Source organism: Paenibacillus sp. NPDC058177, assembly GCF_042883835.1.
Lineage (GTDB): Bacteria > Bacillota > Bacilli > Paenibacillales > Paenibacillaceae > Paenibacillus_AQ > Paenibacillus_AQ agri.
This window is the reverse complement of sequence record NZ_JBHVVB010000002.1, coordinates 816,131-828,627: the sequence shown is the minus strand read 5'-3', so window position 1 is coordinate 828,627 and position 12,497 is coordinate 816,131. Positions and strand designations below refer to the sequence as shown.

At 45.6% G+C, this 12,497-nt stretch carries 10 protein-coding genes and 1 pseudogene; 7 read left to right on the top strand and 4 right to left on the bottom strand.

Annotation, left to right across the window (positions count from 1 at the left end):
- The first annotated feature begins 196 nt into the window (after positions 1–196).
- Both ACFVU8_RS13705 and ACFVU8_RS13700 read left to right on the top strand, forming a co-directional pair.
- Positions 197–970 carry a MerR family transcriptional regulator gene (locus ACFVU8_RS13705; protein ID WP_387427881.1) on the top strand — a complete coding sequence of 258 codons (774 nt, stop codon included), beginning with the start codon at positions 197–199 and terminating at the stop codon, positions 968–970.
- 44 nt (positions 971–1,014) lie between these two features.
- Positions 1,015–1,827: a CPBP family intramembrane glutamic endopeptidase gene (locus ACFVU8_RS13700; RefSeq protein WP_379468137.1), complete on the top strand. Its 813-nt coding sequence runs from the start codon at positions 1,015–1,017 to the stop codon at positions 1,825–1,827.
- Between the two features lie 208 nt (positions 1,828–2,035).
- On the opposite strand, the gene ACFVU8_RS13695 is transcribed toward ACFVU8_RS13700, so the two are convergent.
- A complete protein-coding gene (locus tag ACFVU8_RS13695) occupies positions 2,036–3,772 on the bottom strand; it encodes a sensor histidine kinase (RefSeq protein ID WP_387427879.1) in 1,737 nt (578 codons plus the stop codon).
- A complete protein-coding gene (locus tag ACFVU8_RS13690; RefSeq protein ID WP_379468324.1) occupies positions 3,769–4,503 on the bottom strand; it encodes a response regulator transcription factor in 735 nt (244 codons plus the stop codon). The genes ACFVU8_RS13695 and ACFVU8_RS13690 overlap by 4 nt, the downstream gene beginning before the upstream one ends.
- A gap of 184 nt (positions 4,504–4,687) precedes the next feature.
- Between ACFVU8_RS13690 and ACFVU8_RS13685 the strand changes: the two genes are divergently transcribed.
- The 3 genes and pseudogenes from ACFVU8_RS13685 to ACFVU8_RS13675 all read left to right on the top strand — a co-directional run bounded on the left by ACFVU8_RS13685 (position 4,688) and on the right by ACFVU8_RS13675 (position 9,138).
- The gene (locus tag ACFVU8_RS13685) at positions 4,688–4,819 is read left to right on the top strand and encodes a hypothetical protein (RefSeq protein WP_379468132.1); all 132 of its coding nucleotides are present in this window, start codon (positions 4,688–4,690) and stop codon (positions 4,817–4,819) included.
- Between the two features lie 54 nt (positions 4,820–4,873).
- The gene (locus ACFVU8_RS13680; protein WP_387427877.1) at positions 4,874–7,213 is read left to right on the top strand and encodes a M13-type metalloendopeptidase; all 2,340 of its coding nucleotides are present in this window, start codon (positions 4,874–4,876) and stop codon (positions 7,211–7,213) included.
- Between the two features lie 716 nt (positions 7,214–7,929).
- Positions 7,930–9,138, top strand: a pseudogene (locus ACFVU8_RS13675) (MFS transporter).
- A gap of 99 nt (positions 9,139–9,237) precedes the next feature.
- Here ACFVU8_RS13675 and ACFVU8_RS13670 read toward each other — a convergent pair.
- The gene (locus ACFVU8_RS13670; RefSeq protein ID WP_387427874.1) at positions 9,238–9,693 is read right to left on the bottom strand and encodes an Lrp/AsnC family transcriptional regulator; all 456 of its coding nucleotides are present in this window, start codon (positions 9,691–9,693) and stop codon (positions 9,238–9,240) included.
- Between the two features lie 179 nt (positions 9,694–9,872).
- Between ACFVU8_RS13670 and ACFVU8_RS13665 the strand changes: the two genes are divergently transcribed.
- A complete protein-coding gene (locus ACFVU8_RS13665; protein WP_387427873.1) occupies positions 9,873–10,400 on the top strand; it encodes a tautomerase family protein in 528 nt (175 codons plus the stop codon).
- A gap of 107 nt (positions 10,401–10,507) precedes the next feature.
- Here the strand turns inward: ACFVU8_RS13665 and ACFVU8_RS13660 are convergent, their stop codons facing one another.
- Positions 10,508–11,116, bottom strand: coding sequence for a TetR/AcrR family transcriptional regulator (locus ACFVU8_RS13660; RefSeq protein WP_387427871.1), 609 nt, complete (start codon positions 11,114–11,116; stop codon positions 10,508–10,510).
- 212 nt (positions 11,117–11,328) lie between these two features.
- Between ACFVU8_RS13660 and ACFVU8_RS13655 the strand changes: the two genes are divergently transcribed.
- A complete protein-coding gene (locus tag ACFVU8_RS13655; RefSeq protein WP_387427870.1) occupies positions 11,329–12,300 on the top strand; it encodes an alpha-L-fucosidase in 972 nt (323 codons plus the stop codon).
- Positions 12,301–12,497 lie beyond the last annotated feature (197 nt).

The following is a 12,497-nucleotide window of genomic DNA, read 5'->3' as shown; positions in this document are numbered from 1 at the left end:
CAGGCACCTTGCCAGTTTAATCAGTCAGTCGCCGGAAATCCAACGGTGGCTGGCTATTTTGTTTACCCAGAAAATCCTACTCGTTATGGGGAGTTTGAACTAATATGGAGATCTTTTTTAATTAGAGTCCAAAAAAAGGACTTGAGGTTAAAGTAACTTTAAGCTTTATACTGAAACTAGAAAGGGGCTGAGTAAGATGAGTAAGAAGCATTATACCGTTGGTTCATTCTCGAAATTGACCTCAACGTCGACACCTACTTTGCGATATTATGACCGCAAGGGGCTGCTCAAGCCAAGCGGATACACCGAGGGTGGATACCGTACTTATTCTGATGAGGATTTGTTCCGACTCCATCAAATATTGGCTTTAAAATATTTAGATTACTCCTTGGAAGATATCAGCGAGTATTTGGAGCAGGACGGCAAGGATTTTAATGCTTCTCTGAAGCTGCAATATGGGCTGCTGCTGAAGAAGCAGCAGCATATTCAGCGCATTGTGGATACGGTTGAACGGGCAATAGCAATCGTTGATGATAACGACACGATTGATCCAGGACTTATTCTGATGATGGTTCGTTCCATTCAGCATGAGGAGGAGCAGAAGCAATGGCTCTCCGAACGTCTGCCGGATACATTCGTACAATCGGTGTTACTAAGTGGATTGAGCCCGGAAGAACGAGATCAGGTAGAACGTAAGATCATGATAACGGTGAACGATCTGCTCGTGATGTCCAAGCAAGGGCTACCACCGGAACATCACCTTGTGCAGGAGCGTGCGCTTACTATAAAGCTGATAATCGAGCAGATGTTGGGCGAATCGCTACAGGAACTGGAGACGATCGAAACGCTAATAGCGCTAGGGGAGTGGGATCTGCAGCTTTTTCCGAAATTCGAACCGGAACTTATGAACTACTTGGTTGAAGCGTTAGTTCATCTACTCAGTCAGAGCACGCCACCCGACATTACGTGAAAGCAGTGAGGTTATAAAAATAATAATTTATAGTGGGAGTGTTTATGATGTCAAATAATAGGGACATGCTGCAAGAATCTTCGGATCCCGCCCTTCGAGTTCGTCCCCGTGTACGATGGGGTGTTCTCACCTATTTCCTCTACAGCGCAGTCTTCTACGCGATCTTTGTGCTCAATGGTGTCGACTACCCGCGAATAGGCGAGAGTGCGCAGACCCTTCTTCTCTGGTACGTAATACCACTGTCCGGCGGTGCCGTGCTGACCATCACAATGGTCACGATCTACGGATGGTGGCGCCCCAGTCTGCTGGAAAGGCAGCGTCTTTCACGATGGACGATGACTCTTCCGATCATCATGATGGTCATCGCGATCGTGAACATGCTGATCGGTGACTTCAGCCGTTTCACGCCCCTCATGTGGCTGTATCTCATTGTGGGTAGTATCTTGGTCGGCTTCAATGAGGACATGATCAACCGGGGTCAGTTGATAGTCGCTCTGCGCAGCCGCTTCGGTGAAACCGGGGTCTGGTTGCTTGCAACCGCGATGTTCGCAGTCTTCCACCTGCCGAACATCTTCCTGGGCATCGGGGCGGGTGCCTTGTTCCAGGTATTGATCGCTTTCGGCCTCGGTTCGATCTTCTATCTTGCCCGGAGGTCTACCGGATCGCTCGTGTTCGCCATGCTCCTGCACGGACTTTGGGACTTTAGCATTTTTTCTACGAATGGCTCGTCGTCGTTTCCTCTCGCTGGTGCATTAGCTCCGGTGTTGGCGATCGCTGCAGCGATTACGGTTCCGATTATCCTCCGCCGCGAAAGAGGGCGCGATAGCGCCCAAAGCGTGTCAAGACCCGTCGCCTGATTCATCTGTGAAAGAAGACGATAAAATGCACATTGCCCCATAGAACAGAATTACTCTCTGCTAAAATAGAATATGCTTAAAAAGGAAAGCTGCGGGTTATTAACCTAGCAGCTTTTTTGCAACACAAACGCTTTTATTTTTGCTGATCTAATGACGATGATTGCCCTCTCACTAGGATGGAAAGGAGTCAGGCCTTGCCGGTTTTCACTTAGCAGGGCAACCAAATCTCAATTTTCGTACCTTGCCATACTTTGGATTGAACAAGGATTTCGCCGCCATGCGCTTCCACGATTGTTTTGGCGATGCTCATCCCGAGCCCGGTGCCTTCCGTCTTCTCTTCAGTATTCGTTCCCCGGTAATAGCGTTTGAACAAATGATGGAGCGTCTCCTCGTCCATCCCTTTGCCATTATCGATTACCCGTATGCATGCCTTGTTGTCCACCTTACGGATAGAGACGGTAACGACCACGCCTGGCGGGTTATGCTTCACGGCGTTGGACAGCAGGTTATCCATCAGCCGCTGTAGCCAAATCTCATCTGCCTTTACCAGTAGGGGAAGCTCATCCCCAACGTAGTGAAACTGATATTCCGACATGGTGGCGTCGTTAACGTACTTCAGTACAGAGCAGCGTATCAACTCATCCAGATCCATTTCGCGAAGCTCCATGATCGAATCTCCTTGTTTGAGCTGATGAATCATAGAAAAGTCGGAGATCAGCTCAAGCATATACTCTCCCTTTTCCCGAATCGTCGTGCCCATAGTCCGCATATCCTCGTTACTCCATTCAGGCAAACTCTCCAGCATATAACCATAACCTTGAATCGTAGCCAGGGGCGTACGCAGATCATGCGAGATCCCTGACATCCACTCCGATTGCGTCTTCTCCAGCCGTTCTCGTTCCTTCTCAGTTTGAGCCAATTGATCGGCCATTCGATAGAAGGATTCTATCACTTCTTTATAGAGTCTGTAACGAATTCGTATCGTGCCGTTGCGGCGAAATATTTTGCGCTTATCCTTGGCGGTCAGCACCTCGTTGTATTGTCCTCGTCCCATCCGTTCGAACCAGCCTGCGAACAAAATCAGCGGCTGACCGTAGCGATTACCATGCCAGATGGAGATGGTCACCGCCAAGAGCAGGACAAGACCTGCAAACCAGGTGAGGTTATGCGTTGCCGAATCATACACAGGGTGCTTCAATGGTTTTCCTGCTGTATTGGTTGTATAGAGAATCCATTTCATGCCACTCCGCTCGTCTCGATGAGTGACAATATTCGTGTCATAGTAGCTCGGTGATTGCTGGATCGTCAGAATATCTAGCGGACGATAAGCTTTCTGTTCGTAAGCTTTATCGCCGATGCCTTGTACAATATGGCTCTCAAGGTCGATTACCTGCAGGTAGGAGCCAGTCTCGCGCAGCTGCTGCTCCAGGAGAGAAACCGCGTCGCTTCGCACCTTTCCCTGTTGCCCATAGGCATTGAACCAGGACATGAGCTGATCAAGTTCAGAACTATGGTAGCCCAGTATGTACAGCAGCGGCCCGTTAGAAGCAAAATTTAACTGAGTGTGTACGGCATACGTCCCAATCGTGCGTGTTTCTTGGATATCCAGCAGTCCGGCGGTGGAGTAAGAGACCGGTAGTGATGGATGCGAAACGCTATTGACGTTGTAGATTACTTCTCCTTCAGCATTGACAACCTGCAGCCACATTCCTTTCTCCGTGATGAGCTTGTCCCACTCGGGGGAGAGCTGAATCGCACCGTTCTTAGAAGTTGCTTCTTGGGCAATAAGCTGCAAAGCGCCATCCGGAAAGTTTCGTCGTAAATCATTATTCGTTATGTTCTGGTAGAACAGGACGCTGGCAGCCAAAGAGAGGGCGAGAATTACCAGGGCATAAAAGATCAGTTGGTATGTGAAGTGAAAAGCCATACGTTGTTGGATCTTCATCGCTCCTGCGATTCCTTTACCAGTTTGTAGCCGAGCCCACGTACGGTAAGCAAAAGCTTCGGATTGCCGGGATCAATCTCAATCCGCTCCCGGATGCGCCGGATATGCACCATCACGGTGGAATCGTCGCCCTGTCCGTTGATTCCCCAAACCTTGTCGTAGAGCTGTGTTTTGGAGAATACCACCCCGGGAAACTTACAGAAGTGCAGCAACAGCTGGAAGACCTGTGCGGGACAAGGAACGGGTTGTCCCTCCACGATCAGCTCGCCTTCTGCCTCGTTGACGGTGAAGCGGCCGAACCGGTAAACCCCTGAATCGGGTCGCTTCACTGGATTTGCTATGGGAGCTTCCTGCTCCAAACGGCGTATGCGTGCCTGAATTCTCGCGGTCACTTCGAGGGGATTGAATGGTTTCGTAATATAATCGTCCCCGCCCATGGCAAAGCCGCGCAGAACATCGAGATCGGAAGCCTTGGCAGTCAAAAACAAAATATGCGGATTCCCGTATTCGCGGAGCTTGGAGCAGAGATCCAGTCCGCTGCCGTCGGGGAGCATAATGTCGAGTAGAACGATGTCAGGGGCTATACGCTCCGCTAAGTCGAGTGCTTCTGCACAGGTGGAAGCTGCGTACAGTTGATGGAATCCTTCCCTGCGAAGCACCATTTGCAGCATCGTGACAATCGAAGGTTCGTCGTCGACGATTGCGATTTTAATATCAGATAGATTTCTCATCATTTTCACCCCTTACCATAGTAGCCTACTCACATTAACAGAACCTAAACTGAGGCAGCAAACTTAAGCTAATGTTTATCTATTCGTTTAGGCTCTGTTTCACTGGGGCTGGTAGGATAGCATTAATAAAGAAATAGGTTCAGAGCAACGGACAACACTCTAGTTGTTCTTAGGAGGTAGTCACTTGATTATTACAACCACCGCAATCGTGACTGGTTCCCCAGTAAGGGAGTATATCGGCGTGGGCACCAATTACGCAGTTGTCCGCCAGGACATGATGATGGTCGCTGTCAGTGGAAGGGCAGTTATTATCTAATTTCCCTGAAACATCTTTCTACTATATAAACTCATAAAAAGGAGCTTACAGCAGATGAAAAAACTTAGCGCTACAATACTATCCTTAAGCTTACTTACCTCTGGACTCTCATCCGTTCATGCAGCAGAAAAGGCTTTATCCGTATCACTGAATGGTCAGCAAATCCAGTTCAGTAAGTCTGCACCGATCGTTGAAAAAGGAGTGACACTTGTCCCGGTACAGCCACTACTGGAGAAGCTGGGTGTTCAAGTGAAATGGGATGCCAAGACCCGTACCTTAAGCGGTACCAAGGTTGGACTCACGTTATCCCTTAAAGTAGGTAGCACGAGTGCAACTGTCAACGGAAAAGCAATCAAGCTGGATGCAGCGCCAAAGCAAATCCAGAATGTAACGTATGTGCCGCTCCGGTTTATCGCTGAAACAGCAGGCTACAAAGTTGCCTGGAATCAGTCGCTGCGCCAGGTCAGCCTTACCTCGAAGCAGCAGCCTTCCAATGGAGTTGCAGCAACTAGACTACAAGACGACTTCTATGAAGCAGTAAATGCGAAATGGAAGGCATCGACCGTAATACCGGCAGGTAAAGTAATCATAGGCGGATTAAGTGACCTTGATGCTGTAGTAAGAAAACAGCTGTTGAAGGATATAACAAAGATGTCAGCTGAAGGACGCGACAAAACAGATGACGAGCTCGGCAACATGATTAAGTACTATAAACTTGCCGCTGATCGGGGAACCCTGAACAAACAGGGATATGAAGCCATTAAAGGTGACATTGCAAAAATTAAATCGATAAACAGTTTGGCGGATTTTTCAAAAAATCAAAAAGATCTCTATGTTCGAGGTCTCTCCTTACCCTTTACTTTGGATATCTTGTCCGATATGAAGGATGCAACGAGAACGATCCTGTACATCAATTCCCCTAAACCGAAATTTGAAAAGAGTATGTATACACCTGACAATCCTCAGGGTCAAGCAATGGTAGGGCTATACAAGAACATGCTGGCAGATCTATTGGTAAGTGTTGGGGAAACCAAAGAAGCAGCAGAACGAATTGCCGGTGAAGCGGTAGCATTCGAAGCAGAATTTGCCCAATATACAATGACGGCAGAAGATCAGAGTAACGTTGAATCCTTTTATACTCCAAAAACATTGAAAGAGCTAAAGGCATATAGTAAAAATATTGATCTCGAACAATTTATCGTCGATGTAACGGGTAAAACACCAGAGAAGGTCTCATTGATGAAAATGGATTATTTCAACAATCTGGATAAGTTTATTAATGAGAAAAATTGGGAGAAAATCAAAAGCTGGACCTACGCCACTTTTGTATTAAACTCTGCGACTCTACTATCCGATGAAATGATAGCAAAATCTACGCAATTGAGCAGAGGGGCCGCCGGCCAGGAACAAACGGCAGTAACGGATGACACGATCTACGATATTGTCAACGCTAATTTCAAAGAGGTTGCTGGACAATACTATGGCAAGACTTATCTTGGAGAACAAGCAAAGCAGGATATTTCCAAGATGGCAGACAATATGATTGGCGTTTACAAAAATAAGTTCCTGAAAAATGACTGGATGTCTGAGCAGACGAAAAAAGAAGCGATTAAAAAACTGGATCATTTGAAAGTGCACATTGGTTATCCGGACAAACTGGATGAAATGTATGATTCGCTTAAGGTCGATGCGGGCAAGACATTGTATGAGAACAACCAGGCGATCCAAGCAGTCTTTACGAAAAGCAAATTTGCAAAAATTGATCAGCTCATTGACCGGAACGAGTGGAGAATAGCAGCAAACACAGCGAATATGATCTCCGAACCGCTGACTAACACCATTACATTCCCAGCTGCGGCTCTTCAGGCGCCATTCTATGATAAAAATCAAAGTGCAAGCCAGAATTACGGCGCTATAGGTGCGGTTATCGGGCATGAAATCTCTCACACCTTTGATTCCAATGGCTCTAAATTTGATGGGATTGGAAATCGGACCAACTGGTGGACAGCCGAAGACTTTAAGAAATTCGAAGCCAAAACTAAGGCTGTTGTTGACCAATATAACAAATTAGAGTATCTGGGCCAAAAAATCAACGGACAACGGACACTTCCAGAAAATATTGCCGACATTGCCGGACTGCAGGTTGCGCTTGAAGCCGCTAAACAATTGCCTGATGCAAATCTGGAAGAGTTCTATAAATCATGGGCAACTGTGTGGAGACAGAAGGTTGTTCCTGAAATTGAACCATTGCTGCTAGCCATCGATCCTAATCCGCCTGTAAAATTCAGGGTAAATGTCGTGGTTGGTAACACTGATGATTTCTACTCTACGTTTGGCGTGAAAAAAGGTGATGCAATGTATATTGCTCCAGAAGATAGAATTACTCTTTGGTAAAATAGGGTCTGAATAAAAATGAAAGCTGCGGGGGTATTAGCCTCGCAGCTTTTTTTGCGCCTAAGACGCTTTTATTGTTGCTGGTCTAATGATGTTGTTGCTTATGGCCCTCTTTTGTTGAGGCAAAGAATGCTTGCGCAAGTATCTGGGGCAGGGAGGGTAAGGATTATCAAAGTGTAATTAACGGCATTTTTGTACCTTAAATCCTCTACATCTGAGGGTTAGTGGAGATTAAGTGCAATATTGTACCTTAAATTTTCCAGAATACCCTGTCCAGTGTACTTTTTCGGAAAATAAGATACAATAATGCCCTTATTTACCTCATTTGTCTATTTTAAAGTAAAATAAGGTGCAAAAATGCCGTTAGTTGAGGATGTAGCCTCCTTTTCATTGTTCAAACGGTTAGTTAAGGAGGTGGCCCTCTTTGTCACTATTAAGACGACTGGTGAAGGAGGAATTGAGATTGGCAAAAAAAGAATCGTTTCATGACACGACAGGCTAACCGTTAAGTTGGCTCTTTCTTTTATGGTGTTACAGTAGATGTGGGGCAAATGTTACTATTGGTACTGTTGATTTTAAATTATAGGAATAAACAAGAAAAATAAATGATTTTAAAATAAAAACGACAGATATTCAGTTACTTATACATGTAAAACAAGGAATTAATCCTATAAACTATAAATCGTTAGAATTTATAGATTAGAGGTGTTATTCATATGAACCGAAATACGGCCTCGGCCTCACAGCCTGGCACGGGTAATAGTTCGTCTGACCGGTTTCCATTGGGGGGATTACTGGCTTTGGCGATGACGGGTTTTATCTGTATTTTAACCGAAACGCTTCCAGCAGGTTTATTGCCCCAGATCAGCGATGGACTGGGAATTTCAGAAGCACTCGCCGGCCAACTCATCACCTTATATGCCCTAGGTTCTACCTTGGCGGCAATACCGCTAATTACTGCTACGCGCGGGTGGCGAAGACGGTCGTTGCTGCTGGTGTGTATCGTTGTTTTTCTTGTGTTCAACACGATTACAAGTCTATCCTCCAACTATATATTGACACTCACTGCCCGTTTCTTCGCGGGGGTGTCCTGAGGTGTGGTATGGGGAATAACAGCAGGCTATGCACGCCGTATGGTTCACGAATCTCTGAGGGGGCGGGCGCTCGCAGTGGCGATGATCGGTTCTCCACTTGGGCTTCTGCTTGGTGTTCCCATTGGAACATTTGCCGGGGGCTTTATAGGGTGGAGACTTGTCTTTGGGATTACATCTCTGCTATCGCTGCTGCTTATTGTTTGGGTAATCAAGGGGGTACCGGATTTTCCAGGGCAAGTTGGTCAGCAGCGGCTTCCCCTTCGTGAAGTGTTCTTCATACCTGGGGTGCGCTCCATTCTCTTTGTTGTGTTGTTCTGGGTACTTGCGCATAACGTCCTCTACACCTATATTGCACCGTTTCTTGCACTGGCAGGACTCTCTGGGCGAGTAGACCTGATCCTTCTTTTATTTGGTATTGCTTCTGTTGTTGGCATTTGGATAACAGGCACGATGATCGACCGTTGGCTGCGAATGCTTATCTTATTCAGCCTGGCTGGTTTCTCCGTAGCATCTGTTTTGCTGGGAATTGGCAGTGGTCAACCTGTGATCATTTATTTCAGTATTGCATTGTGGGGGCTGACGTTTGGGGGAGCAGCGACATTACTTCAAACAGCGGTCGCAGAAACGGCTGGCGAAAATGCCGATGTAGCTCAGTCCATGCTGGTAACAAGTTGGAACATAGCCATCGGGGGTGGCGGTATGATTGGCGGCATCCTGCTTGGAACCCTTGGTATCCATAATTTCCCTTGGGTAGTGCTCATCCTGCTCTTGCTAGCTCTATTTGTAACAGTGCGTGCCAGAGAGCATGGATTTCGAAGTATGAAACATTGAAGGCCGAATTCTATGAAAATAACTAGCCGTAGTGTTATTGTCATGAATAGCAAAAAAAGAAATCCGGTTTGAATGCCGGATTTCTTTTTTTTATAATTTCTAGTTCTTGTCGACAAGGATGTTTGTCTCTTCAGAGATGAAGAATTTATGGTCAATAGGGGATGACATGATAATTAGAATGGTATAAGTTCCGTATTTATCGCACTTATCTCCGAATTTCTCCAGTGACTGTATGGAATCAGTAACGACTTTCAACATGTAATTGTATTCTCCGCTTATCCGATGACATTCAATGACTTCAGGAGCGGAGCGGCAAAATTCAATAAAGCCGTCACAGTCTCTTGTATGAAGCAGCATGTAAGCTGCGGCCTGTCGCCCGACCTTTGCGGGTGAAACAATCGTACGATACTGTTCGATGACGCCCTTTTCCTCCAAACGCTTCACTCTTTCCGTTACAGCCGGTTGTGACAGGCCGACGGATTTGCCGAGCTCTGTCATAGGAATTCGCGCTTGATGTTGAAGGTGGTACAGGATATTCAAGTCAATCTGATCCATGGTTAGACCCTCCTTTTAAAATTAAGGTGTTATTGGTAAATGAATTGATTTTCATTTGAGAGATAGTCCCTTTTCAGGAGAAACTCATGCTATTACTGGAATACTCATTATGATTATAAACCGTCTAAATAAGAGGAATCAATCATATAAGCAGGTTCAAAGATAAGGAACTGTTGACTATGACGATCGTCATAATATATGATTATGATGGTCGTCATAATCGTGCTAAAAAAAAGGAGAGTTACACTATGCCAATGATCGATGTGTACACACCAGAGAATCTTTTCCCAGCAGGTGCAGAAAATGAATTAGGAACAGCGTTGGCCCATGCAATTCTTAGAGCCGAAGGTGTTGCTTCACCTAGCCTATTTCATTTGGACAATACAGCGGTTTTTATACATCGCCTTAAAGCCACAGATATTCATACCGGAAATACAAACTCAGCGAATAATGTGCGAGTCCAAATTATTACACCACCAGGTGTACTTAATCGTGAGGGGCAGAAGCAGATTACGAAGGAAGCGACAGAAATTGTAGCGCGGATTGCTGGTGATGATACGCTGCTCAAGCGTACCTGGGTGATACTTACAGAAGCTTCCGAAGGTGGGTGGGGGATGCAGGGAACTGCTTTTGGTGTTGAAGAATTTACTGCATTGGCAGCTCGCGCAGCTGCTCCTAAAGCGGCTCAGGAAGCCAAGGAGGATTAAAAATTCATAAAAAGATTTTTGGCCTGTAAAACTGCATGTTCCAATTCGGAATGGCAGATTACAGGCCAAGTTTTTTTAGGTAGGAGAATCTTGCTTAAAAGCAGATATTACTCCGTTTCCGGTTGTGGGTTAGACGCAGTCTTTACCATAATAAGCAGTTGCTCTGCTACTGTATCGAAGGTGTCGAATGATTTTTGCGCTTTACTAATGGCTACAGCCCCTTCGCAGGAAGCGATGAGGACGTTCGCTAGCCCTTTTGCTTTTTCAGGGGCCAAACCACCAGCAGACAGCATTGCTGTTAAGTGGTCACCCCATTGCTTAAACACCGTCGCGGCTTCATCCAACAAGTCTGATGAGTCCGATCCTACAGTGACCGCGAGCACAGAACAACCCATTTCAAAGTTAGAGTGACTTAACAACATTCTCCACAGTGAAATGAACTTCTCGGCTACGATTTCAGCGGGTTGTCTTTCAAAGGTACTTAGATAGCTTATAGCGCGTTTTCCAGCCAGATCTATAGCTTCCTTGACCAGTTGATCTTTACCTTCAGGGAAATGATGGTAAATTGAGCCTCTTGGCGCTCCGGTGGCTTTCATAATTTCAGAAAATGAGGTGGCATGCACGCCTCGTTGTCCTAGGAGCTGTATGGCACCTTCAATCATTAGTTCTCGAGTGTTTAGAGTCATATTTAACACCTTTCTTTTGCCTATGCTCATCCAAGCTCATTAGCTTCTATAGTAACGATTGTACATTTCAAATATGCAAACGTACAGAGTAGAGACATCAAGAAACATGAAGGCCTTCCAAATAATTATGTAGGAATTGTACTATAGAATGTCGATTTTGTTAGCTGTAACAGAGGATGGAATTCTATAGAGTGGTAGATATTATACGATTTTTTACAAATCATAATTGGGAGGTAATCTTCATGAGTAATCAAGGATTAGTTCAGCAACAACAATGGTTCGTCAATCAAAGATTTGGTATGTTCATTCATTTTAATAGTGCTACATTTCAGTTTGCAGATACAGAAGTGGAAGATTGGGAATATGGCCACGAAAATAACGATGAACCCCGCAGATTTATTTTCGATCCTAAGGATTGGAATCCGACTCAGTTGAACTGTGCTCAATGGGCCAAAGCTGCCAAATCTGCAGGGATGAAGTTTGCTGCGATGACAGCAAAGCATCATGAAGGGTTCAGCCTGTGGCCGACAAAATATACCGAACATTCTGTGGGAAATGCGACGCTAAAATCCGACGTAGTTAAGGAATATCTTGATGCATTCAGGCAAGAAGGGATTGAAGCAGGTCTTTATTTCTCCGCACTCGATCTGCACCACCAAATCGGCCGGAAGAAATGTACGCCTGAAGACAAGCAGTTTATTAAAAATCAAATTGAGGAACTGTTGACCGGTTACGGGGAAATCCCGTTTCTGATCATCGATGGGTGGAATGCGCCTTGGGGCGGCCCAAGCTACGAAGATCTTCCTTTTGAGGAAATTGACGCTTTGGTCAAAGGACTTCAACCACAGTGCTTGTTGATGAATATTGGCTGCGAGTCTGGCGTAGAGCAAACGGACATTGCCTTTTTTGAGAATGCTGCAGGGCAAGAGGTGGATAACTCTTTTAACGGTCCCGGAGCGAGCTGCAACATTTTAACGAAGACTTGGTTCTGGAGAACATCAGATACCACTATGGAGCTTAGAACCGCTGACTGGGCATTGGAGAAAATCGTTGAATGTAACAAACACAATGTATCATTCTTACTTAATGGTGCGCCGAACCAGCAAGGTGTTCTGGACGATAACATTCTGCAGCGCTTTAAAGAAATCGGCGAACGATATCATCACCCGGCTAATCTCACTACGATTCCGGACAACTGGTCTTATAGAAAATAAGCTTTCACATTTACTAAGGAACTGAAAACAAAATAGATGTTAAAAAATCGCTGCTTGGTTCATTCATTGAACCGGCAGCGATTTTCTATTTTCGAACCCTCTTATTCCACGATAGGCTAGTTCTACAACCCCTCTTAGTATGATCAAGGCCCCTGATTCGCTAGTCAGATTCAATATTTTGGATAATCTAATTGAAC

Bases quoted from the DNA above. Each gene is read 5' to 3' on its own strand.
- ACFVU8_RS13665 (WP_387427873.1), top strand. From the start codon at position 9,873: ATGACGATCGTCATAATATATGATTATGATGGTCGTCATAATCGTGCT.
- ACFVU8_RS13700 (WP_379468137.1), top strand. From the start codon at position 1,015: ATGATGTCAAATAATAGGGACATGCTGCAAGAATCTTCGGATCCCGCC.
- ACFVU8_RS13670 (WP_387427874.1), bottom strand. From the start codon at position 9,693: ATGGATCAGATTGACTTGAATATCCTGTACCACCTTCAACATCAAGCG.
- ACFVU8_RS13660 (WP_387427871.1), bottom strand. From the start codon at position 11,116: ATGAGCATAGGCAAAAGAAAGGTGTTAAATATGACTCTAAACACTCGA.
- ACFVU8_RS13705 (WP_387427881.1), top strand. From the start codon at position 197: ATGAGTAAGAAGCATTATACCGTTGGTTCATTCTCGAAATTGACCTCA.
- ACFVU8_RS13655 (WP_387427870.1), top strand. From the start codon at position 11,329: ATGAGTAATCAAGGATTAGTTCAGCAACAACAATGGTTCGTCAATCAA.
- ACFVU8_RS13690 (WP_379468324.1), bottom strand. From the start codon at position 4,503: ATGAGAAATCTATCTGATATTAAAATCGCAATCGTCGACGACGAACCT.
- ACFVU8_RS13680 (WP_387427877.1), top strand. From the start codon at position 4,874: ATGAAAAAACTTAGCGCTACAATACTATCCTTAAGCTTACTTACCTCT.
- ACFVU8_RS13695 (WP_387427879.1), bottom strand. From the start codon at position 3,772: ATGAAGATCCAACAACGTATGGCTTTTCACTTCACATACCAACTGATC.